Source organism: uncultured Campylobacter sp., from assembly GCF_947255105.1.
Classification (GTDB): Bacteria; Campylobacterota; Campylobacteria; order Campylobacterales; family Campylobacteraceae; genus Campylobacter_B.
In genome coordinates, this window is sequence record NZ_CAMYFP010000002.1 from 134,887 (window position 1) to 156,827 (window position 21,941).

22 protein-coding genes are annotated in these 21,941 nt (G+C 34.5%); 14 read left to right on the forward strand and 8 right to left on the reverse strand.

Annotation, left to right across the window (positions count from 1 at the left end):
• The first annotated feature begins 6 nt into the window (after positions 1–6).
• The 11 genes from Q0X52_RS02310 (at position 7) to Q0X52_RS02360 (ending at position 11,707) form a co-directional block, all read left to right on the forward strand.
• A complete protein-coding gene (locus Q0X52_RS02310) occupies positions 7–804 on the forward strand; it encodes an ABC transporter substrate-binding protein (RefSeq protein ID WP_297574346.1) in 798 nt (265 codons plus the stop codon).
• Positions 801–1,463, forward strand: a complete 663-nt coding sequence (locus Q0X52_RS02315) for an energy transducer TonB (protein ID WP_297574349.1) — start codon at positions 801–803, stop codon at positions 1,461–1,463. The genes Q0X52_RS02310 and Q0X52_RS02315 overlap by 4 nt, the downstream gene beginning before the upstream one ends.
• A 3-nt stretch (positions 1,464–1,466) precedes the next feature.
• Entirely contained in the window at positions 1,467–2,720 is a 1,254-nt protein-coding gene (locus Q0X52_RS02320) for a radical SAM protein (protein WP_297574352.1), read from the forward strand.
• Complete coding sequence (locus Q0X52_RS02325) at positions 2,717–3,220, forward strand: flavodoxin family protein (RefSeq protein WP_297574355.1); 504 nt, start codon at positions 2,717–2,719, stop codon at positions 3,218–3,220. The genes Q0X52_RS02320 and Q0X52_RS02325 overlap by 4 nt, the downstream gene beginning before the upstream one ends.
• Positions 3,221–3,326: 106 nt before the next feature.
• Complete coding sequence (locus Q0X52_RS02330) at positions 3,327–3,680, forward strand: YgiW/YdeI family stress tolerance OB fold protein (RefSeq protein WP_297574358.1); 354 nt, start codon at positions 3,327–3,329, stop codon at positions 3,678–3,680.
• A 1-nt stretch (position 3,681) separates the two neighbouring features.
• Entirely contained in the window at positions 3,682–4,200 is a 519-nt protein-coding gene (gene ppa, locus Q0X52_RS02335) for an inorganic diphosphatase (protein ID WP_297574360.1), read from the forward strand.
• A gap of 384 nt (positions 4,201–4,584) precedes the next feature.
• A complete protein-coding gene (locus Q0X52_RS02340) occupies positions 4,585–5,277 on the forward strand; it encodes a thiol:disulfide interchange protein DsbA/DsbL (protein WP_297574362.1) in 693 nt (230 codons plus the stop codon).
• A gap of 15 nt (positions 5,278–5,292) precedes the next feature.
• Positions 5,293–5,949 (forward strand): protein-disulfide oxidoreductase DsbI, encoded by a 657-nt coding sequence (gene dsbI, locus Q0X52_RS02345; RefSeq protein ID WP_297574364.1) that lies wholly within the window; start codon positions 5,293–5,295, stop codon positions 5,947–5,949.
• A gap of 20 nt (positions 5,950–5,969) precedes the next feature.
• Positions 5,970–7,817 carry an aryl-sulfate sulfotransferase gene (locus Q0X52_RS02350; protein WP_269487673.1) on the forward strand — a complete coding sequence of 616 codons (1,848 nt, stop codon included), beginning with the start codon at positions 5,970–5,972 and terminating at the stop codon, positions 7,815–7,817.
• 104 nt (positions 7,818–7,921) lie between these two features.
• Positions 7,922–9,766 carry an aryl-sulfate sulfotransferase gene (locus tag Q0X52_RS02355; protein ID WP_269491943.1) on the forward strand — a complete coding sequence of 615 codons (1,845 nt, stop codon included), beginning with the start codon at positions 7,922–7,924 and terminating at the stop codon, positions 9,764–9,766.
• Between the two features lie 93 nt (positions 9,767–9,859).
• Complete coding sequence (locus tag Q0X52_RS02360; protein ID WP_297574375.1) at positions 9,860–11,707, forward strand: aryl-sulfate sulfotransferase; 1,848 nt, start codon at positions 9,860–9,862, stop codon at positions 11,705–11,707.
• A gap of 42 nt (positions 11,708–11,749) precedes the next feature.
• On the opposite strand, the gene Q0X52_RS02365 is transcribed toward Q0X52_RS02360, so the two are convergent.
• Entirely contained in the window at positions 11,750–12,160 is a 411-nt protein-coding gene (locus tag Q0X52_RS02365; protein ID WP_297574377.1) for a tetratricopeptide repeat protein, read from the reverse strand.
• A gap of 154 nt (positions 12,161–12,314) precedes the next feature.
• On the opposite strand from Q0X52_RS02365, the gene msrB reads away from it, so the two are divergent.
• Entirely contained in the window at positions 12,315–13,310 is a 996-nt protein-coding gene (msrB, locus tag Q0X52_RS02370; RefSeq protein WP_297574379.1) for a peptide-methionine (R)-S-oxide reductase MsrB, read from the forward strand.
• A gap of 37 nt (positions 13,311–13,347) precedes the next feature.
• Here the strand turns inward: msrB and Q0X52_RS02375 are convergent, their stop codons facing one another.
• The 7 genes from Q0X52_RS02375 to Q0X52_RS02405 form a co-directional block, all read right to left on the reverse strand.
• Complete coding sequence (locus Q0X52_RS02375) at positions 13,348–14,034, reverse strand: response regulator (RefSeq protein WP_297574381.1); 687 nt, start codon at positions 14,032–14,034, stop codon at positions 13,348–13,350.
• Positions 14,027–15,643 (reverse strand): HAMP domain-containing sensor histidine kinase, encoded by a 1,617-nt coding sequence (locus Q0X52_RS02380; protein ID WP_297574383.1) that lies wholly within the window; start codon positions 15,641–15,643, stop codon positions 14,027–14,029. Before Q0X52_RS02380 ends, Q0X52_RS02375 begins: the two co-directional genes overlap by 8 nt.
• A 112-nt stretch (positions 15,644–15,755) precedes the next feature.
• Positions 15,756–17,171 carry a DUF945 family protein gene (locus tag Q0X52_RS02385; RefSeq protein WP_297574385.1) on the reverse strand — a complete coding sequence of 472 codons (1,416 nt, stop codon included), beginning with the start codon at positions 17,169–17,171 and terminating at the stop codon, positions 15,756–15,758.
• On the reverse strand, positions 17,164–17,736 hold the full coding sequence (locus Q0X52_RS02390) for a DedA family protein (RefSeq protein ID WP_297574386.1): 573 nt from the start codon (positions 17,734–17,736) through the stop codon (positions 17,164–17,166). The genes Q0X52_RS02385 and Q0X52_RS02390 overlap by 8 nt, the downstream gene beginning before the upstream one ends.
• Before the next feature lies 1 nt (position 17,737).
• A complete protein-coding gene (locus Q0X52_RS02395; protein WP_297574389.1) occupies positions 17,738–18,325 on the reverse strand; it encodes a lipid-binding SYLF domain-containing protein in 588 nt (195 codons plus the stop codon).
• Between the two features lie 8 nt (positions 18,326–18,333).
• Positions 18,334–19,887: a ribonuclease Y gene (rny, locus tag Q0X52_RS02400; RefSeq protein ID WP_297574392.1), complete on the reverse strand. Its 1,554-nt coding sequence runs from the start codon at positions 19,885–19,887 to the stop codon at positions 18,334–18,336.
• Complete coding sequence (locus tag Q0X52_RS02405; RefSeq protein ID WP_297574395.1) at positions 19,820–20,437, reverse strand: 5-formyltetrahydrofolate cyclo-ligase; 618 nt, start codon at positions 20,435–20,437, stop codon at positions 19,820–19,822. The genes rny and Q0X52_RS02405 overlap by 68 nt, the downstream gene beginning before the upstream one ends.
• A gap of 79 nt (positions 20,438–20,516) precedes the next feature.
• On the opposite strand from Q0X52_RS02405, the gene Q0X52_RS02410 reads away from it, so the two are divergent.
• Positions 20,517–21,074 (forward strand): TlpA disulfide reductase family protein, encoded by a 558-nt coding sequence (locus Q0X52_RS02410; RefSeq protein ID WP_297574398.1) that lies wholly within the window; start codon positions 20,517–20,519, stop codon positions 21,072–21,074.
• Positions 21,074–21,940, forward strand: a complete 867-nt coding sequence (ftsY, locus tag Q0X52_RS02415) for a signal recognition particle-docking protein FtsY (RefSeq protein ID WP_297574401.1) — start codon at positions 21,074–21,076, stop codon at positions 21,938–21,940. The genes Q0X52_RS02410 and ftsY overlap by 1 nt, the downstream gene beginning before the upstream one ends.
• Position 21,941: the final 1 nt, after the last annotated feature.

The window sequence follows — 21,941 nt, forward strand, 5'->3', positions numbered from 1 at the left end:
GAAGAGATGAAAAAGTTTTTAAGTATTAGTTTTTTAAGTGTTAGTCTGCTTTTTGCAAAGGGAGCTATTATTTTAGATCCAGCTGTTGTTGAGATATTTTATCTCTTAAATTGCGAGGATAAAATAACAGCCATTGCAAAAACCCAGCAAAGTAAAATTTGGCCTGAAGAAAAAACAGCAAATCTTCCAAGCGTTGGAACTTATGTAAAGCCAAATTTAGAGCGTATTATTGAGCTTGATCCAGAGATCGTAATTACAAATTTTCACTCAGGCGAAATTTTAGATGACTTAAAAAGATTTAAAATAAACTATAAAGATACTCAGGCAAATTCCATCAATGCAATTTTTGATAATATCAAAATCGTTGGTGAGTTTTGCAAAAAAGAAGATGAGGCAAAGAAGCTAATAGATAACTTTAAAAGCCAAATTTCAAAATTTAACACATCTAAATTAAAGGGCAAAAAAGCTATATTTTTCTACTCTTCTTCAAATTTAATGTCATTTGGAAAAGAGACCTTGCCAAGTGACATCTTTAAGTCATTAAATTTGATAAATTTAGCAGATAAACTTGATGGAAAAACACCAATTGTTACAAATGAGTTTTTGATAGAGCAAGATCCTGATTTTATGGTTGTTGTTGGCAATTTGAGTGTAGATGAGTTTTTAAAACAAAACCCAGTCTTAAAGCACACAGCTGCAGCCAAAAATAACAAAATTATCATAGTTGGCTCCTCATCATTGCTTAGAGGAAGCCCAAGATTGGTAGATGAGATAAAAAGGCTCTATGAAGAATTTATAAAATGAGATACTTTTTACTCTCTTTGCTTTTTAATGCGCTCATCCTGCTTGTGCCGCTGCCATCAGCCTCAATTAGCACATATGCAAAAGATGATCCAATTAGTATCAAGCTTAGTTTAGATTTTGTCTCTAAGAGTGAAGAGAGTACTTTGATAGATGATGAGATAAAAGAGAGCGAGGTTGATATAGAAGAGTTAAAAGAGCCTTTGATAGAGGAGCCAAAGGAAGTTATAGAAGAGATAAAAGAGCCGCAAGAGGTTGTAAAAAAGATAGAAGCTCCAAAAGAGCCAAAAATAGTAAAAGAAAAAAGGGTTAAAAAGGCTAAAAAAAGTAGCATACCGCCAACTCAAAACTTGCAAAAGAGCTCAAATTTAGAGAGTAGGGGCTTTTGTAAAGAAAATGTTGGATTTAAGATTGTAAATGAAAAAAAAGAGTATGAGTTGCCTAAAAAAGCAAGAATGTTGCGGCTAAGGGGAGATTTTAGGGCTGAAGTGAAATTTAGACTTTTAAAAGACGGCAGTGTGAAGATTTTAAGCTCAACTGGCGATAAAATTTTTAAAGAGGCTGCTATAGAGCTTACAAAAGAGCTTCAGATTGAAATAATTGATAAAAATAGCATTGGTTGCGATATTACCAAGCCATATATTTTTAGAATGAAAAGGTAGTAAATGTTTAAAGAGCGAGTTAAAGGTCATCATAGACAAAACCTAACAAGACCAACAATGGCAAATCCAAAGGAATTTGAGGATTTTTTAAATACAAAACCACTGGATAAAAATGGCATTATCTATTTTCACATACCATTTTGCGACAATATCTGTTCGTTTTGTAACTTAAATAGAAAAAAACTAGAGGGAAAACTTGATGAATATAGCGATTTTTTGGTAAAAAATATTAAGTATTATGCCAAATTTCCCTATATCAAAGAAAAAGTTTTTAGTAGCATTTACTTTGGCGGCGGGACACCGACAACTTTAAGTTTATCAAATTTAGAGAAAGTTTTAAAGGCGATTAATGAGAGTTTCAACATCGCAAAAGAGGCTGAGTTTAGCTTTGAGACAACACTTCACAATCTAAATAAAAACAAGATAAATTTAATGCAAAGTCTAGGAGTCAATCGCTATAGCATTGGTATTCAGACATTTTCAAACAAGGGTAGAAAACTCCTAAATAGAGTTGGCGACAAAAGCAAAGCGTTGGAGAAGCTAGGCTTGATAAAAGATGAGTTTAATGGCTTTGTTTGCACTGATATCATCTACAACTATCCAAACCAAAGCGAGGATGAGATTTTAGAAGATGCTAGGATTTTAAAGGAGCTAAAGATTGATAGTACAAGTTTTTACTCACTTCAATTTCACGAAGGCTCGGCTTTTTTGAAAGAGAACGATCCAAATTATTATGATTTAAAAACTGACTTTAAGCTTCATAAGCTCTTTTTAGAAAGTATGCTTGATGATAGTGATTATGAGCTTTTAGAATATACAAAAGTTGCACGAAAAAATCGCGATAGATATCTATATATAAAGCTTTCTCACGAAGGTGTTGATATATTGCCAATTGGAGTTGGGGCTGGCGGAGGGCTTGGAAATTTTGGGATTTTTTCTATGAGCCAAGAGATGAAAATGATATCGAAAAAAACAGCTGCTCAAAAAGAGTATGATCTATTTTCAAATTTGTTTCAATACGATAAAATCGACATCGCAAGAGTAAAAAGTTTTTTAGACGACAAAACTTTTGATGAAATTTATAAGTTTTTTAAAACTTGTGAAAGTGAAAAGTTGTTAAAAATAGAAGAGGGTTTTTTGATATTTAATATAGCTGGAATTTTTTGGGGAAATAGTATCGCTGAAGAGAGCTTGAATTTGACAAAAGAGTATTTTTTACAAAAACATTTAAAAGAGATTGAGGGAGAAAATTTATGAAAACATTAGTTTTATACCATTCACTAACTGGCAACACAAAAAAAGTTGCCACTGCAATTGCAAAAAGCAAAAATGCTGATCTAAAAAGCATAGATGAAGAGTTTGATTTGGACAATTATGAGTGTGTTATATTTGGATTTTATGTAGATAGAGGTTTTTTTGTGCCAAAGGCTGAAAATGTAGTAAAAAATATCAAAAACAAGACAATGGGTGTATTCTTTACTTTGGGTGCCGAGCCAGATGGCGATCATGCAAAAGATTGCGAGAAAAAAGCGATTGATTATTTTATAAAGCTAGGCAACAATGTAAAAGCAACTTTTTGCTGCCAAGGAGCAATCGATCCAAAGGTAATCGAACAGATGAAAAAAATGGCTGAAAAAATGGGCGATAAAGCCATACATTTAATAACTCCTGAAAGAAAAGCAAGATGGAAAAGAGCGGCCTCACATCCAGATGAAAATGACATAAAAAACGCTGTTTTGGCCTTTGAGAGTTTATAAATTTAGCAAAAAGTAGAGTGATTTTTAGATAAAAAGAGCCATTTGCAAAATTGTAAATAAATGAGTGATATAATACTAACTTATCATTACAAGTTAAAGGAGGGATATGAGAAAAATAGTATTTGCAATGCTCTTTGCATCAACTTTTATCTTCGCAGGTGGCTTCGTTAGTTCAAAGTCCCCGTCAAAAAGCGAAGCTATAAGCTCAGTAAAAGAGGCTTTGGCTGCCAAAGATGATGAAAAAGTCTCAATCAAAGGCTATATTAAAAAGTCCTTAGGCGATGAAAAATATGAGTTTAGGGATCTAAATGGCGATAGTATAATAATAGAGATCGACGACGATAAGTGGGGCGGTGTGAGTGCCGATGAAAAGACACTTTTAGAAATTTATGGCGAAGTTGATGACAATAAATTTAAGAAAAATGAAATAGATGTAAAAAAATTAAGGTTGGTAAAATAAAATGAATGTAAGTAAGATTAAATTTGGTTCAAATCCAGACAAGATAAATGCTGTTATTGAGATTCCATATGGTTCAAACATCAAATACGAGATAGACAAAGAGAGTGGCGCTGTTTTTGTTGATAGGGTGCTTTACTCATCTGTTTTTTATCCTGCAAATTATGGTTTTGTGCCAAATACTTTGGCAGAAGATGGCGATCCGATAGATATTTTGGTGCTAAACGAATATCCACTTCAAGCAGGCTCTGTTATCCCTTGCAGACTTATTGGCGTTTTGGCTATGGAAGATGAAGCGGGAGTTGATGAGAAACTTTTGGCAGTTCCAGTTAGCAAGATAGATCCTAGATTTGATGATATAAAGTCCATCGACGACCTACCAAAAGCTACACTAAACAAGATAAAAAACTTCTTTGAAACTTATAAGTTGCTTGAGCCTAACAAATGGGTAAAGGTTAAAAATTTTGAAAGCGCACAAAAAGCAGCGGAGATGTTGCAAAGTGCCATAGAGAGATACAAATAGTTTTTATAGACAATCCAAAGATAGACCTGTTTTATCTTTGGATTATTTCATCTATCTTTAAATTTCATCTTTAAGCCCCGCCCAAAAATTCAAATTTAGCAACTCAAATTTAGCTCTCTTTTGCCTATTGAAATTTAAAGTTCTCTATCTTTATTTTTAGATAAAATATCTTAATAAAAGTAAATGTTTGATTGTGATATTTGATATTAAAATGTATTTTTAAAGAAATTTTGCAGAAAATATCAAATTTTTTTCAAATTAAATGCCTAAATTTAGGCTCTTCAAAGAGAATTTTCAAATTTAATTTAAATTTAAGTTAGCTGTTAGCTTTTTGATAGAGTGTTGTGATAAACTTCCTTATTCTTAATTTAAAGGAGAAAAAATATGAGAAATTTCATTAAAAGTGTTGCAAAATCAGTTGCAGTTATTACTTTGGTTTTTGGTGTAAGCGCTAGTGCTGCAGTAGTTGAAGGAAAAGACTATCAAGTTTTGGAAAAACCAATTGCAAATGCCCAAGGCACCGTTATTAAAGTATTTAGCTATGATTGCCCATTTTGCTACAAATATGACAAGTCAGTTGTAGTTCCTGTGATGAAAAAAGTTCCAAATATGAAATTTATGCCTTATCACCTCTCTACAAAAGGTGTTTTTGGTATCTATGGAAGTGAGTTGTTAGCTACTATGATTGTTCTTGATGAGAATGCTGGAGTTGATCTTTTGAGTGATAATTCTAAATTTAAAAAGGCAAAATTTGCTCTTTATGATGCATATCATAACAAAAAAGAGAGATGGGGAGCAGATGCTAGTGTCAAGGCAAATTTAGACGCATTTCTTAAAGTAGGTTTGGACGCTGTTGGCATGAGCATGGATGAGTATAACAAAGCCAAAGAAGATCCAAAGGTAAAAGAGCTTGTTAATAGATGGGGCGTAGATAACACAGGCGATGCTTATATGGTTGCTAAGATTCAAGGTGTTCCAGCATTTGTTGTAAATGGTAAATACCTAATCATCACTAAGTCTATAAGAGGCATCGATAGTATGGCAGAGACCATCAACGAGCTATCAAAACTCAACTAAGAGATAGAGGTTATTATGAGTTGTTTTTTTAGCAGATTGAAATCATCACCGATAAATACTATCGCTGATTGGCAAGATAGCAGGGCGCCATGGCTTATATTGACTATTGCAATGGCAGGTCTTGTTATCTTGGCACATAGTTTTTTCCAAAACTATATCTATATGTTGCCTTGCGAGCAGTGCGTTTATATTAGATTTTCTATGCTTGTTATGGCACTTGGTGGGCTTGTCGCTTTGATAAATCCTAAAAATTTAATACTAAAGCTTGTAGCCTATGTTCTAGCTTTTTATGGTGGTATAATCGGTGTAATGTATAGCGTAAAGCTAGATAACATTCACAAAGCAGTTCATGGCGATGATCCTTTTGGAGTGCAAGGTTGCTCAACAGATCCTACTTTTCCATTTAACTTACCACTACACAAATGGGCTCCTGATTGGTTTCAGCCAACAGGAGATTGTGGATATGACAACCCAATAGTGCCAATGGACGCAACTCTGAGTGGCATTCAAAAATTCTTTATAGATTTTTACTCTGATGGTTGGTATTTGTGGCCAGCATCACATTTTGGCAATATGGCACAATGCACGCTTTTAGCCTATGTTGTTGCGCTTGCAATACTTGTTGCTATGCTTGTTTGCTTTGTTATAAAAAAAGTAAAAAAAGCTAATTGATTTTATTTTAAGGAGAGAGAATGAAAAAAATTCTTAGTTCGGTTTTAGTTGCTGGTATGCTTGTCTCAGTTGGAGTGACAACTTCATTTGCAATTGGTGGAGCAAGTGGTGCCAAGACTGATTATGTAGTTCAAGGAAAAATTGGTGAGTTAGTTGTAAATCCTTACGATATAGCTCCACTAACAGCTGTTATTAAAAATGGCGGATATACAATAAAAGATGTAACAGTTAGAATCGTGCCAAAAAAAGATGGTCAAGAAATTAAATATAAAGTAGCAGATGGTGAGCTTAAAACTCATGGTGGAATTCCTGTTTTTGGGCTTTATCCTGATTATGTAAATACAGTTGAAGTTGAATACACAAGAACATATAAAGGTGCCGATGAGAAGATAAAAGAAGATTATAAAATTTATACCGCTCCTGTTTTTGGTGATGTTAGCGGTATGAGAGGTCAAAAGGGTGTATTTTTTGATGAGATCAAAGTTACAAAACCTGCAACTGAGAAATTCAAAGATAGGCTTTATTTTGTGAATAACTTTCAACCAAAGACTGGAAAAGGCACAAAGGTTGTATGGAATAACCCAACAGGTGGAGCATTAGAGTGGAACTATACTCCTCAAATCTTTATCCTTGATACAAAAGGTGAAATTAGATGGTATATGGAGCCAAGTAAAATTTATAATCTAAAATCAGCATTCCACGCTGGCGTTATGATGGGCTTTAAACAAAATGATGATGGTGATATAACTTGGGGTTATGGTCAAAGATATGCAAAATATGACATTATGGGAAGAGAGATCTTTAACAGAGAACTTCCTGCTGGATATATTGATTTTTCACACTCAATGGATGATAGCCCAAATGGTCACTACTTCTTAAGAGTTGCTAATGCAAACCTAAAAAGAAATGATGGCAAAAATGTTCGAACTGTAAGAGATGTTATAGTTGAAGTTGATCAAAACGGTCAAGTTGTTGATGATTGGAAACTTTATGAAATTCTTGATCCATATAGAGACAATGTCCTAAAAGTGCTTGATCAAGGTGCAGTTTGTCTAAATATCGATGCAAAAGCTGGTGGTCATACACTAAGTGATGAAGAGCTAGCAAAGCTTGATGACAATGATAAATTTGGCGATATTGTAGGAAGCGGACCAGGAAGAAACTGGGCACACGTAAACTCAGTTGATCACGATGCCGAAGATGATAGTATCATCATCTCATCACGTCACCAAAATGCAATTATCAAGATAGGTAGAGACAAACAAGTTAAATGGATTTTAGGAAACCCAGTTGGCTGGAAAGATAAATTTAAAGATAAGCTTTTAACTCCAGTTGACAGCAAGGGTAATAAAATTTCTTGCGGTGATGATGGTGCAAAATGTCCTGGATATGAAAGCGATAAAGGTGGCTTTGACTACACTTGGACACAACATACTGCATTTAAAATTGATGAGAAAAGCAAAGGCGATATCATTTATGTAAGTGCGTTTGATAACGGAGATAGTCGTGGTATGGAACAACCTGCACTTCCAACTATGAAATACTCACGCTCAGTAATTTATAAAATAGATCAAAAGAAAAAGACAGTTGAGCAAGTTTGGGAATATGGAAAAGATAGAGGATTTGATTGGTATAGCTCAGTTACAAGCTTAACAGAGTACCAAGCTGACAAAAACTCAGTTATGGTTTATTCAGCAGTTGCTGGAATGCAGTTTGACATCGCAACAGGAAATCCAACAGGTCTTCCAAGCCCACATATTAACGAGTTTGAATGGGGTGCAAAAGAGCCTGGTATTGAAATCATTATGACAAATGCAATGGGTTATCAAGCATGGCCATTTAGCATTGAAAAGGCATTAAGCAAATAATTAAAATTTAGGGGGAATTTTTCTCCCTAAATTTATCTCTCTTTATAAATCTAGATAAAAGTTTCAAATTTGAGATTTCTATCTAAATTTAAAAAGGAGAGAAAATGAAAAAAATTCTTAGTTCAGCCTTAGTTGCTGGAATGCTTTTAGGCATTGGAGTCACGACCTCTATGGCAATGGGTGGTCCAAGTGGTCCAAAAACAGATTATCCAAATCCTGGAAAAATAGGTGAAGTTATAGTAAATCCTTATAAAATCGCCCCACTTACAGCAATTATTAGAAATGGTGGTTATGAATTAAAAGATATCAAAGTAACCATAGCCCCAAAAGAAAATGGACAAACACTTAGCTATCAAGTAAGTGATGCAAAAGCAAAGGGATATGGTGGAATTCCTATTTGGGGACTTTATCCTGATTATTACAACACGATAAATGTAGAATATACTAAAATTCACGGCTCTAAACAAGAAAAGATAAAAGAGACTTATCACATTTATGCAGCACCAATATACACAGAAGTATCTGGCACACCAGATCAAAAAGGCTCAATGTTTAGCAAAATCGAAGTTAAAAAAGTAGCCGATAAATACAAAGATAGACTTTATCTAATCAATCACGTAACAAACAAAAGTGGACAAGGCACTAGAGTTGTATGGAACAACCCAATGGGTGGAGCAATAGAGTGGAACTTTTATCCTCAAAATTTCATCATCGATACAGCAGGAGATGTAAGATGGTATATCTTTGCAAATCCAATATATGACTTTGATAAGGTTTATGGAGCAGGCGTTATGATGGGCTTTAAACAAAACCCTGATGGTCAGCTTACTTTTGGATACGGACAAAGATATGCTAAATATGATTTAATGGGAAAAGAGAGCTTTAACCGTCAACTTCCACTTGGATATAATGATTTTTCACACTCATTTGATGTATCACCAAAAGGAAACTACTTCTTAAGAGTTGGTAGCTCAAATACAAAAAGACTTGATGGCAAAAATGTCCGCACTGTTAGAGATGTTATTATCGAAGTAGATCCAACAACTGGTGATGTTGTTGATGATTGGAGATTGTATGAGATACTAGATCCTTATAGAGATGTTGTTTTTAAAACTCTTGATCAAGGTGCAGTTTGCCTAAACATAGATGCGAATTTAGCAGGTCAAACTCTAAGCGATGAGGATTTGGCAAAACTTGATGACAATGATAAATTTGGAGATATCATAGGAAGTGGAGCTGGTAGAAACTGGGCGCATGTAAACTCAGTAGATCACGACGCAGAAGATGATAGTATTATCCTTTCAAGCCGCCATCAAAGCGCTATTATTAAGATAGGAAGAGATAAACAGGTAAAGTGGATTTTAGGCTCACCTGAGGGGTGGAGTGATAAATTTAAAGATAAGCTTTTAACTCCAGTAGATAATAAAGGAAATAAAATAGTTTGTGAAGCTAACGGTTCAAAATGTCCAGGATATCTAAACGAAAAAGGTGGATTTGACTACACTTGGACACAACATACTGCATTTAAAATAGATGCAAAAAGCAAAGGCGATATCTTATATGTAACAGCTTTTGACAATGGCGATGGTAGAGGCATGGAACAACCAGCACTTCCATCAATGAAATATAGCCGTGGAGTAATTTACAAAGTAGATCAAAAGAAGATGACTGTTGAGCAAGTTTGGGAGTATGGTAAAAATAGAGGTCATGACTTCTACTCTCCGGTTACATCAATTACAGAATATCACGCTGATAAAGATTCTATTTTAATGTATTCGGCAACAGCTGGTGGAGCGTTTGATTTTAGCACAGGTGCTTTTGCCTCACTTCCAAATCCAACTCTTTTGGAATTTGATTATCTAGCAAAAGAACCATCAGTTGAAATCCAGATTTTTGATACAAATGGATATCAAGCTATTCCTATAAATTTACAAAAAGCTTTTAAGTAGTTTTTAGCCCTTAAATTTAAGGGCTTTTTTCTAAATTTAGACAAAAGTCTCAAATGGTGAGATTTCTATCTAAATTTCAAAATAGGAGAGAATATGAAGAAAATTCTTAGTTCAGTCTTAGTGGCTGGTATGCTTTTAGGCGTTGGAGCCACGGCTTCATTTGCAATTGGCGGACCAAGCGGGGCAAAGGTTGATTATCTAATTCAAGGGCAAATCGGCGAAGTTATTGTAAATCCATATGATATTGCGCCTCTTACTGCAATTATTAGAAATGGCGGTTATGATCTAAAAGATGTAAAAGTCAGGATAGTTCCTAAAAAAGGTGGTCAAGAGATAAAATATAGCGTTAGCAATAAGCAAATTTTAACTCACGGCGGAATTCCTATATTTGGTCTTTATCCTGACTATAAAAACAAAGTCGAGGTCGAATATACAAGGATTTTGGGCGATAAGGCTGATAAACTAAAAGAAACTTATGAGATATATACCGCGCCAATATATGCAGAACCTGCCGGAATCAAAATACAAGATGGTGCATTTTTTACAGAAGCAGTAGTACATAAAGCAGCAGATAAAGAATTTAGTGATAGACTTTACTTCTTAACAGGAAACATCCAAAAATCTGGCAAAGGCACACAAGTTGTTTGGAATAACCCAGTTGGTGGAGCGCTAGAGTGGAATTTCTATCCTCAAAATTTCGTTATAGATACAAAGGGCGAGATTAGATGGTATATGTTTGCTGAGCCGATTTATGATCTTAAATCCATCTATAACGCAGGTGTTATGATGGGCTTTAAGCAAAATGATGATGGAGCCTTAACTTGGGGATATGGACAGAGATATGCTAAGTATGACCTAATGGGTAGAAAGATTTTCAATAGACAGCTACCAATAGGCTATAACGACTTTTCACACTCACTAGACAATAGCCCAAATGGAAACTACTTTTTAAGAGTTGCAAGCTCAAATCAAAAGCGACTTGATGGCAAAAATGTCCGCACCGTGCGAGATGTTGTCATAGAGGTAGATGAAAATGGAGTAGTTTTGGACGAGTGGAAGCTATATAATATATTAGATCCTTACAGAGATGTAAATATGAAAGTGCTTGATCAAGGTGCAGTTTGCCTAAATATCGACGCAAGTATGGCAGGAAAAACTTTAAGCAGCGAAGATTTAGCAAAAATGGATGAAAGTGATAAATTTGGCGATATCGTAGGAAGTGGTCCTGGTAGAAACTGGGCGCATGTAAACTCAGTAGATCATGATGCAGAGGATGATAGCATCATACTTTCAAGTCGCCATCAAAGCGCTATTATTAAGATAGGAAGAGATAAAAAGGTTAAGTGGATTTTAGGCTCACCTGAAGGGTGGAGCGATAAATTTAAACCATTTTTACTACAACCAATCGATAGCAAAGGTAACAAGATAAGTTGTGGAGAAAGTGGCTCAAAATGCCCAGGATATGAGAGTGATAAAGGTGGCTTTGACTACACTTGGACGCAACACACTGCATTTAAAATTGATGCAAAAAGTAAAGGTGATATCTTATATGTAACAGCTTTTGACAACGGAGACAGCCGTGGTATGGAGCAACCTGCACTTCCATCGATGAAATATAGCCGCGCAGTAATCTACAAAATAAACCAAAAGAAGATGACTGTTGAGCAAGTTTGGGAATATGGTAAAAATCGTGGCAACTCTTGGTATAGCCCAGTTACTAGCCTAACAGAATATCACGCCGATAAAGATAGTGTTGTTGTTTATAGTGCGACTGCTGGAACAAATTTCAACCTACAAACAGGTGCTTTTGAGAGCTTGCCAAATCCTTATTTGATGGAATTTAAGTGGGGCGCAAAAGAGCCATCATTTGAAATACAGCTAAAAGGAATTTCTGGCTATCAAGCAATGCCAATTAGTCTTAAAAAAGCATTTGAAAACTAAAATTTAAATGAGTGCAAGTGCAAATTTGCACTCAAATTTAAACTACTCTTGTGGTAGATAAGTTAAAATTTGGCACGCTCTTTTACTACCCAGATCACAAGCCTTTAAAAGCGTTACAGTTGATCCTTCAAAACTATGCGAAGTGCCTTTTCCCTCCAAATAATGAACCGAAGCCTCATAACAACTCTCACTTACATTATTTTCACAACCTTTATTAAAAATCTCAAATGCTCTTACAACATCCTTTTCCACGCCAAGCCCTCTTTGGAGCATATCAGCAAATAAAAAACATTTTGCCTCACTTCCGTTCTCGCACTCTTTTTCCAAATAAGATGATAAGTTTAGACATGATTTTTCATCGCTTTTTACAATGCAGCCATCAAGTGCTTTGTCAAAATCCAAGCCAAATCCCACACTAAAAACCAAAATCAAACATAAAATAACTTTTCTCATAAACTTTCCTAATAAAAAATTATATGATTTTAGCTTTTTATATTAAATCAAATTATAAACAATTTAAAAATAAAAGATAAAAATTTTAATTTTATATTTTTAAATATTAATTAAAAATTTGATACCATTTTCACAAGAAATAAAAGGAAACAAAATGAAAAAAGTTTTAATCTTTATCTTTTTAACAAATTTTTTATGGAGTGTGGATATGAATAAAAATACTAACAATAGTGAAATTTATTTAGCCGGTGGGTGCTTTTGGGGAATGCAGGGGTATTTTGACAAAATTAATGGAGTTATAAAAACCGATGTTGGTTATGCAAATGGAAAAAGTGCGAGCACAAGTTATAAAGAACTTCATAAAACAATGCATGCTGAGACGCTTCACCTGATTTATGATAAAAATAAAATTAGTTTAAATGAAATTTTAAGACATTTTATAAGAGTGATAGACCCGACTTCACTAAACAGACAAGGAAACGATGTTGGCACACAGTATAGAAGTGGAATTTACTATGTTGATGTAGAAAGTGGCAATGAAGCGATTTCATTTATAAAAGAAATTTCTAAATTTTATGAAAAACCAATTGTTGTTGAAGTAGAGCCACTTAGAAACTATACTTTAGCTGAGAATTATCATCAAAAATATTTAGAGAAAAACCCAAACGGATATTGTCATATTGATTTGAGTTTGGCAAAAACTCCACTAGAAAAGATTTACAATAAACCAAATGATGATGAAATAAGAAAAAATTTAAGTGAAATTTCATATCAAGTAACACAAGAAAATGCCACTGAAATGCCATTTTCAAGCAAATATGATGATTTTTACGAAAAAGGAATTTATGTTGATATCGTAAGCAAAGAGCCACTTTTTAGCTCATCTGATAAATTCAATGCAGGATGTGGGTGGCCAAGCTTCTCAAAACCAATTGGCAAAATTAATGAAAAAAAAGACTTTTCACATGGCATGATAAGAACTGAAGTAAGATCAAAATTTGCAAACTCTCACTTGGGACACGTTTTTAATGACGGACCAAAAAGCAAAGGTGGGCTAAGATATTGTATAAATGGTGCTGCTTTGGAGTTTATCCCACTTAAAGAGATGGAGGAGAAAGGGTATAAAGATTATATTAAATTTGTGGAGTAATTTTATAGCCTAAATTTAACCTTTGGCTCTATCAAGACTAAACTTCATCTAATGCTTTTAAAACATATCCAACTGAAGTGACATTTATGATATCTAGAGTTGGTAGGCTCTTTTTGAGTCGCATTATAGCGGTGTGAATGGAGGAGTTTTGCATATATTTGCCATCATAAATATACTCATTTATCATATCGTAGCTCACAATTTGCCCAAGATTGTAAATAAAAAGCCACAAAAGTCTATGTTCATTAAGGCTTAGATAAAACGCACTGCCATTCAAATAGATAGTTTCACTAGCTAAGTCTGCTGTGATCTGCTCGCTCAATACTATCTTTTTGTCTGGAATTTTTAGTAAATTTATAATGAGTGCATTTAAAAGCTCCTCGACAACTATCGGTTTTTTAAGAAAAAATGTCGCTCCGCTCTTTATGCTTTTAAATAAATTCTCATCTGTATCGTATGAAGTGATGATGAAAAACATCTGATTTGGCTTTATTTTGATGATCTCCTCCATCATCTCAAGACCATTTAAATTTGGCATATGTATATCTGTCACAACGACATCGGTTTTATTTTTCTTAAACTCCTTTAGCCCCTCAAGCCCATCTTTTGCCGTTCTTACGCTATTTACATAAATTCTTAATGACTTTTTAAGGCTAAGTAGGGCTATCTCGTCATCTTCAACTAACAAAATATCAATCTTTTTCAAAATACTAAATCTACTCATATTGCATCTCTTTTTTTATTAGCAGCTCAAAGCTTGTAGGAGCTCTTAAATTTATAAGTTTCAAATCCCCGCCTAGCTTATTTATCGCGATATTTTTAGCAAAATAAAGTCCAATTCCGCTCCCATCTTTTTTTGAACTGACCTTTATCTTTGAAAAGATTTTTTGGCTCAACTTCTTGCTTATTCCACCGCCCATATCGCTTACTACGATACTTACAAACTCATCAAGCTCTTTTACAACTATCTTTATGATTCTACTTTTTGGAGCATTTTTATATCTGCTAAGTAGGGCATCTTTGGAGTTTTGAATAAGCACTAAAAAGACCTGTTGTAGGTAGTTTTTTCTATTTTTGACACGGATTTCCTCATCACAGATAAAATCCACATTGACATTTGAACTCTTTAAGTTTGTGCTTAAAATAGTAAGAGTGTTGTTGATGGACTCTTTGATGTCAAATTCTTTTATATCGTCGCTATATCTATAAAAATCCTTGATAGTATCGATAGTTTCGCTCATCAAAGTGACTGATTTTAGGGCTAAATTTAAGTTTTCATCCAGCTCATCGCTACTTAAACGCTTTTCGTTTTTTAGCAAAATTGTGCTACTAAGCACAAGTGATATAGCATTTAGCGGAGTTTTTAACTGATGAGAGATATCTGCAACTAGATGACCAGTTTCGGTCGATTTGATTTGATTTTGTATGATTATGTCAAGATCTCTCTGTTTTTCTTTGAGTCTGTTTATTTTGTTGGTATAGATCAAGTTTCCAACAAGCGCCAAAATGGCAAAACTAATAAAAATCAAATTTGCATTTTTTACCAAAACTTCAAAGTTTTCCTTTATGATATCGCTTTGATTTATCCCAACGCCAACATACCAATTCAAATTTTCTATCTTAAAAAATCTAATATCCCTAACTCTAAAATTATCTCTGTGCTGCTCTTTTAGGCGCAAAAAGTTGCTTATGACACTCTCGTCTATCTCTATGCTATCTGTGTTGATGTTGCCAAATTTATCTATCAAAAAGAGAGTTTGTATGTTTGGGTTAGTATATGTTTTTGTCTTTTTTAAGATAAGTTCTGCATTGATAACTCCACAAAAAACGGTATTTTCTTTTACTCTAACACAGATATTTATAGCTTTTACTCCCAAAACCCCATGCTTTGAGACTGTGGTTATGGTAGAGTTTTTGCTAGAAGATGATTCCCAAAACCAAAGTTTGTTCGCTATCTCTTTATCATTTATCTTATGTTTTTTGCCATCGCTTGTGTAGATAAAATCATCATTTTTTGTGTATATTTGAAACATATCAAAAATGGTGTCATTAAAGTATGAGTTTTGAAGATATTTTAAAAGTTCATCATCATTTTTCAAAATTTCGGGATTGTTTTTTAAGAATTCTGCCTGTTTTGAAACTCTTTCCCGCTGAAAATTTATCCATGTTAAGATGGAATTTGAGACCTCCATTCCTATGGCAGTGGTAAATTTTTCACTAAAATCGCTAAATTGACCATTTATTTTGTTAAAACTTACTATTGTTATTGCAAAATAGACAACTCCCATTGCAGTAAAAAGCAGATAAAACTTCAAATTTGATCTAGAAAACACAAATTTACCTTAGCTATAAAACTCTTAAATTTTTATCTACACACAGCAGCCAAAAGTTGGCTCTGTGTTATTAAAAATCAAAGAGCAAATCTTTTGACCCGTGTTTAAGCAGTTAGTTAAGCAAGTTCCCAATCACTTCATCGTTTACTAGCACATTTGCATTGCTATCTAGTTTGATAGTTAAAACTGACTTGTTCTTTGTCTGGATAAAAAAGTCATTAAACAAATAGGCTAGACTATCGTATTTGTGCTTTTTTGCAAGCTCTTCAAGAGTTGAGTTTAACTCTATTTTTGTGTAAAAATCACTCAAAGAGATAAGTGTTTTCTCATCAAAAGTGCTAAATTCTTTTTTGTCCTTATTAAATGAGTAGTTTAGAACTATATTTAGCTCTTTGTCATCTGCAAGCTTAAATTTAAACTGATCTATGTTAAATATAACTCTATCTTTTGAGAAAATTTGCGGTATATTTGCTGCGATATAGTCCATCATCTCATCAAAATTCTCACTCATCTCAGGAGTTGTTTCCATAAATAATTTCATAAATTTTATGTAGTTATCTGGTGTAAAAATCATATTTGACTTTATATCAAAGTCTTTTAAGATAAGTGGGTCGGTGCCAAATAGATTGATAAGCATACTCTCTATGGTCGCAGAGGCATTTTGGTTGCCAATGCCATTTTTAAATGAATAGTTGCTTTTTGTCTTGATACCTATCATGTTGAAGTAGTCAATGTTGCCATCTGGATTGTTGTCAAAACCAACAATGCCAAAAGAGTCGATAGAGAGCTTCTCTTCTACATTATCATTTAGCAAAAATTCATAATAATGTTTAGTTCTTTCAAATGGCACTCCATTCTCACACTCAACATCATAGTTGAAATTTTTAGTTATAACCATAACTAGCGGCGAGATGAGCGAGATATCATCAGCCTTAATTTTGAGTGATTTGGTAGCTTTTGAAGTTGTTTGTGACTCAAATGTAAGCCCTTTTGTGCTTAACCTAAGTGCTCCTTGCTGCATAGGAAAGATGAGATCTTTTAGCTTTATTTTTTGATCTATCTCGTCCAATAACCCGCTTCCCTCAAAGGTAACTATCTCATTTGTAGAAAAAAGACTCTTTGCAATCTCAAGATGAGGCTGTGATGTGATGGTAATGTGGCCTTTAAATTTCACTCCTGATGATAAATTTAAAGGAGAGTGCTCTAAGTTGTAATTTACAACAACTTCCAAATCATTGTTTAAAAACTTATTGTCACTTAATTCTTTATATAGTTCGTCGTTTCCGTAGTCTAAATATAGATATAACTCTTTTACAAAATCCATCATCTTATCTTTTGTTATAAGAAGAGTTGTTGTTCCGTTTGAGTGCATAAAGCCTTTGTGAAAGTCCTGTTTTTTTACATCAAATATGGCACTTGACGCAAAATAGGCGGTGACCTCTTTTTCTATGCTGTTGCCGACCACTTTGTAAGTGGCAAAGAGTGCTATTAAAACTACTGCTAAAAATATCGAAATCTTTTTAAACATCTTTTTTCCTTTTTTTGGTATTTATTTTGAAATATAGATATATTGAGCCGATGAGTAGGACGATAAAAAGCGGCGCAAGATATGGTTTTTTGGCAAAGACTTCATAGGCATTTATAAAAAACTCTCCTACAAAAAAGCTTCCAAGTCCAAAGAGTAGCGCCCAAATAAACGACGCTATGAAATTTAAAAAGAGAAACTTTTTAAATGGATATTTTGTAAAGCCGATTGCCATTGGTATGAGTGTTTTTATGCCATAGATATATTTTTGGATAAAAATCATCTTGTTGCCATGCTTTTTGATAAGCAAATTTGCAAGAGCTAAATTTCTCCTCTGTCTTCTTAAATAGGGCATTATCTGATCTTTGTTATAACGACTTAGATAGAAAAGCACGCTGCTTCCTATGGCGTTTGATATGGTTGCTATGGTAATTACTATGACTATGTTCATCTCATTCATATAGCTTAAAACTCCAGCCGCAACAAGCGCTACAAAGCCGCCACCAAAGGAGTAAAAAAACAAAAATAGATATCCGTATGTTGAGAGATTGGTTAAGGTATCGTGCATATTAGTTCTGATTTATGATATCTATCAATGTTTTATAAAATGGATTTTGGCTAGAGAGTGGTTTGTTTTGATTGAGTTCTAAAACGACGCCACCAAGGCTAACTCCTGCAAAAAGCCCACCCTTATCCACAAAGACATAGACATCTTTGCTAAAGGCATCAAGCACGCCGATATTTGCACTTGCTTTGCCAGCTGAGGCTGTTACATCGCCACCTAAAGTTAGCTTTGACTTTTTGATATCGCTTAGAAGTTTCTCACTCATGATAAAAAGCACCATAGCATTATCTTCATATCCTATCTGAAGTCCAATGCTTCCATTACTTATGGAGGCTTCATATGGGCTAAATTTGCCGTTATTGTTGATAAGAGCGATACCGTTACCTTTCATACCGCCCACTATAAAACCTACTTTTTTTACACTTGGAAAGATAAGAACTGCTTTGGCTTTGTTTGCTAGATTGCTAGCGCCGTTATACTCTTTCATAGTGCCAAGATAGGCCTTTGCGCTTGATAAAAAGAGTTCATCATTTGCAAAAATGGTGCCAAAGCCAACTGACAAAATCACTATAAATTTAAAAACTCTGCTCATCATCTCTCCTACTTTGCATAATCCACAGCTCTAGTTTCACGGATGACATTGACCTTTATCTCGCCTGGATATTGAACCTTGTTTTGAATCTCTTCGGCTATCTCTTTTGCCACCAAAACTGCCTCATCATCGTTTATTAGTTTGGCATTTGCAATAACTCTTATCTCTTTGCCGGAGTTTATTGCATATGCTGATTTGATACCTTGCTTACTCATGGCAATCTCTTCGATATCGCTTACTCTTCTTAAAAATGCTTCAAGCACCTCTCGTCTAGCGCCCGGTCTTGCAGCACTAAGAGCATCAGCTGCACAAACTGCAGCGCACTCAATGCTTTTTATCTCCTCTTGACCATGATGTGCGTAGATGGCGTTGATGACAACTGGATGTTCTTTGTATCTTTTGCAAATTTCAGCTCCAAGATCTACGTGACTTCCCTCATATTCGTGAGTTAAAGCCTTTCCTATATCGTGTAAAATACCTGCTCTTTTGGCAAGTGTCTCATCTCCGCCAAGATCTGCTGCTATGATACCTGCAAGATGTGTTACTTCAAGGCTATGAGCAAGAGCATTTTGTCCATAACTAGCTCTAAACTTAAGTCTTCCTATGAGTTTTACTATCTCTGGATGCATATTTCTTATGCCAAGATCCATAAGAATGTTCTCTCCCTCTTCTAAAATACTTGCCTCAAACTCATCATAAACTTTTTTATAAATCTCTTCAATTCTTGCTGGTTGGATTCTTCCATCTTCTATAAGAAGCTCTATAACACGAGTTGCAATGGCTCTTCTGTAGAGATTAAAAGAGCTTAAAATTATGGCATTTGGCGTATCATCAATGATAATATCAACTCCAAGCACCATCTCAAGCGTCTTTATGTTTCTTCCCTCTTTGCCTATAATTCGCCCTTTAAGATCGTCATTTTTGATATTTACAACATTTATAAGTCTTTCAGCTGCAAACTCACCTGCATATCTTGAAGTTGCAATTGCCAAAATCATATTTGCTCTTTTTTTAGCCTCTCTTTTTGCCTCTTCTTCGTATTTACGCACAATATGAGCTATATCGCCACGAGCCTTTTCTTCGACCTTTTGTAGGACCTCTTGTTTGGCTTCTGCCTGTGTTAGTCCTGCTGCATGCTCTAAAATTTGAAGTGACTCTTCTAGCTTTTTTTCATATAACTTTTTTAAATTTAAGCTCTCTTGATAGAGCCCCTCAACTCTTTTTTTATCCTTTTCAAAAGAGAGCTGGTTGGCTTTTAAATCCTCTCTATCCAAAAGTAGAGCCTTCTCTTTTTTTGTGATGTTGTCAAATTTGGTGTCATACTCTCTTTGGAGTACTATGCCCTTGTCTTCATATCTTTTTTTGGCTTCAAACTCAGCCTCTTGCACTGAAATCTTAGCGTCTTTTAAGATACCTTCAGCTTCAAATTCAATAGCCTTTGCCTTTGCCTTTGCCTGCTCCAAAAAGACAGAGTAGTTTGCATCGTTGATTTTTTTATTGATAAGATAACCAACTCCTGCGCCTAAAACCGCCGCCCCAAGTCCTATAAAAATTTCTATCATTTTTTCCTCTTATAATATATTTTTTAGTAGGAGTTATGTAAAAGTCGCCTTTAATATCATGTTTTTGTGCAATAATTTGCTTTGAAATTAATGCTGTTGTTTGGACAAAAACTATCAAAGGTCTATAGTTTAGTTTGCTAAAAAAGCGGTCATAATACCCCTTTCCATGTCCAACTCTTGCCATAGTTCCATCAACTCCAACAACCGGAATAATAGCCATATCAATCCTCTTTTTTTGCTCATTTTGATCTGGTGGTTGCATCACACCAAATTTTGCTTTCTCAAAAGGTCTTTTTAATTTTACCAACTTAAGATTAACATCTTGCATAAATGGAAGATAAAAATTGGCTCTATTTTTTAGTTTGTTTATCAAATAGTAGCTGTTTGGCTCAAATTTAAGAGGCAGGTAGATCAAGATATTTTTAGCACCACTTTTTTTGATAATGAAATTTAACTCATCAAAAATTTTATTTGATTTTGATTTTGCAAAAATTTTACTCTCTTTTAGTAGTCTTTTTTTTGCTATTTTTCTAAAACTATCTTTATCCACGTTGCACCTGTTAGCTAATTTTTAACTATATCTTTGTATAATCTTTGGAATTTTACTTAAGGAGAGCGTTACAAAGCCTATGAGATATAGCTACATCATTATAACACTTCTACTGCTTTTTTTTGTGACAGCTTGTGATAAAAAAGAGAAAAAAACCAAAGAAGACAATAGCTCTACGATAGAAAGTGAGGCAATGCTTAGCGAGAACTTGGAAAGACCATTTTTTCTTACATTGAGCGACGGAACTATTTTAAATCTTCAAAAAAACAGAGATGACTACAGCATTGAGAGCGATTTTGCAACACTTTTTGTCTTTTTTACAACTAAGTGCAAAGCCTGTTTGGTTGAAACTCCAATCTTAAATAATATAAGCTTTAAATTTCAAGATGATTTGCAAATAATAGGTGTAATGCTTGATGATATTGATGATAATAAAAGTGCAAAATTTATTGAGAAAAATAGTATTGCCTATCCTATAAGTAGAGGCGAACAAAACAAATTTTTACTAAGAACTATGGGCGAGATAGAAAATATTCCATATATGGTATTTTTCGATAAGAGTGGCAAGAGAAGAGCTTCTTATCTTGGAGTTATTCCGCAAGAGATGTTAGAAAAAGAGTTATTGAGGTATTTTTGATGTTGAGTTTTTTTAAAAGAGGGCTAGATAGGACAGTTGAAGTCATAAAAGGTGCCAACATAAAGCATGAGCCAGTTACAAAAGAGCTTTTAGAAGAGATGCTTTTGGAGGCGGATGTGGATTATGAGATAGTTGAGGAGATCATCTACTATCTTCCACCACGAGATATTGTAGATAGAGAGGATCTAACTAGAGTTATGAACTCTTATTTTATCTATGATAGAGCAAAAATTGATGATAAAAAGCCCTTTGTGGAGCTTATATTGGGCGTAAATGGTGCAGGCAAAACTACAACCATTGCAAAACTTGCAAATTTATATAAAGATCAGTCTAAAAAGGTGCTACTTGGAGCTTGTGATACCTTTAGAGCAGGAGCTATAGAACAGCTTAGGCAGTGGGCTTTTAGGCTAGATATCGACATAATCGCTACAGACCAAGGGCACGATCCATCAGCAGTTGCATATGACGCGATAAGTGCAGCAAGAGCAAGAGGGATAGACAATCTTTTGATAGATACAGCGGGTAGACTTCAAAATCAGCAAAATTTGGCAAATGAGCTATCAAAAATCATCAGAGTCTGCGACAAAGCGATGAGCGGTGCACCACATAGAAAGATATTGATACTTGATGGCACACAGGGCAACAATGCATTTTCACAAGCAAAAGCATTTCATAAGATGGTAAATTTAGATGGAGTAATAATCACCAAGTTAGATGGCACACCAAAAGGTGGAGTGCTTTTTGGAGTGGCAAGAGAGCTGGAGCTTCCAATACTTTATGTTGGAGTTGGCGAGGGAATGGATGACTTGATAGAGTTTGATGCAAAAGCCTTTGTAAGCACAATAGTTGATGCGATATTTGGATAAA

Coding starts and splice junctions, on each gene's coding strand:
- Q0X52_RS02310 (WP_297574346.1), top strand. CDS start 7: ATGAAAAAGTTTTTAAGTATTAGTTTTTTAAGTGTTAGTCTGCTTTTT.
- Q0X52_RS02315 (WP_297574349.1), top strand. CDS start 801: ATGAGATACTTTTTACTCTCTTTGCTTTTTAATGCGCTCATCCTGCTT.
- Q0X52_RS02320 (WP_297574352.1), top strand. CDS start 1,467: ATGTTTAAAGAGCGAGTTAAAGGTCATCATAGACAAAACCTAACAAGA.
- Q0X52_RS02325 (WP_297574355.1), top strand. CDS start 2,717: ATGAAAACATTAGTTTTATACCATTCACTAACTGGCAACACAAAAAAA.
- Q0X52_RS02330 (WP_297574358.1), top strand. CDS start 3,327: ATGAGAAAAATAGTATTTGCAATGCTCTTTGCATCAACTTTTATCTTC.
- ppa (WP_297574360.1), top strand. CDS start 3,682: ATGAATGTAAGTAAGATTAAATTTGGTTCAAATCCAGACAAGATAAAT.
- Q0X52_RS02340 (WP_297574362.1), top strand. CDS start 4,585: ATGAGAAATTTCATTAAAAGTGTTGCAAAATCAGTTGCAGTTATTACT.
- dsbI (WP_297574364.1), top strand. CDS start 5,293: ATGAGTTGTTTTTTTAGCAGATTGAAATCATCACCGATAAATACTATC.
- Q0X52_RS02350 (WP_269487673.1), top strand. CDS start 5,970: ATGAAAAAAATTCTTAGTTCGGTTTTAGTTGCTGGTATGCTTGTCTCA.
- Q0X52_RS02355 (WP_269491943.1), top strand. CDS start 7,922: ATGAAAAAAATTCTTAGTTCAGCCTTAGTTGCTGGAATGCTTTTAGGC.
- Q0X52_RS02360 (WP_297574375.1), top strand. CDS start 9,860: ATGAAGAAAATTCTTAGTTCAGTCTTAGTGGCTGGTATGCTTTTAGGC.
- Q0X52_RS02365 (WP_297574377.1), bottom strand. CDS start 12,160: ATGAGAAAAGTTATTTTATGTTTGATTTTGGTTTTTAGTGTGGGATTT.
- msrB (WP_297574379.1), top strand. CDS start 12,315: ATGAAAAAAGTTTTAATCTTTATCTTTTTAACAAATTTTTTATGGAGT.
- Q0X52_RS02375 (WP_297574381.1), bottom strand. CDS start 14,034: ATGAGTAGATTTAGTATTTTGAAAAAGATTGATATTTTGTTAGTTGAA.
- Q0X52_RS02385 (WP_297574385.1), bottom strand. CDS start 17,171: ATGTTTAAAAAGATTTCGATATTTTTAGCAGTAGTTTTAATAGCACTC.
- Q0X52_RS02390 (WP_297574386.1), bottom strand. CDS start 17,736: ATGCACGATACCTTAACCAATCTCTCAACATACGGATATCTATTTTTG.
- Q0X52_RS02395 (WP_297574389.1), bottom strand. CDS start 18,325: ATGAGCAGAGTTTTTAAATTTATAGTGATTTTGTCAGTTGGCTTTGGC.
- rny (WP_297574392.1), bottom strand. CDS start 19,887: ATGATAGAAATTTTTATAGGACTTGGGGCGGCGGTTTTAGGCGCAGGA.
- Q0X52_RS02410 (WP_297574398.1), top strand. CDS start 20,517: ATGAGATATAGCTACATCATTATAACACTTCTACTGCTTTTTTTTGTG.
- ftsY (WP_297574401.1), top strand. CDS start 21,074: ATGTTGAGTTTTTTTAAAAGAGGGCTAGATAGGACAGTTGAAGTCATA.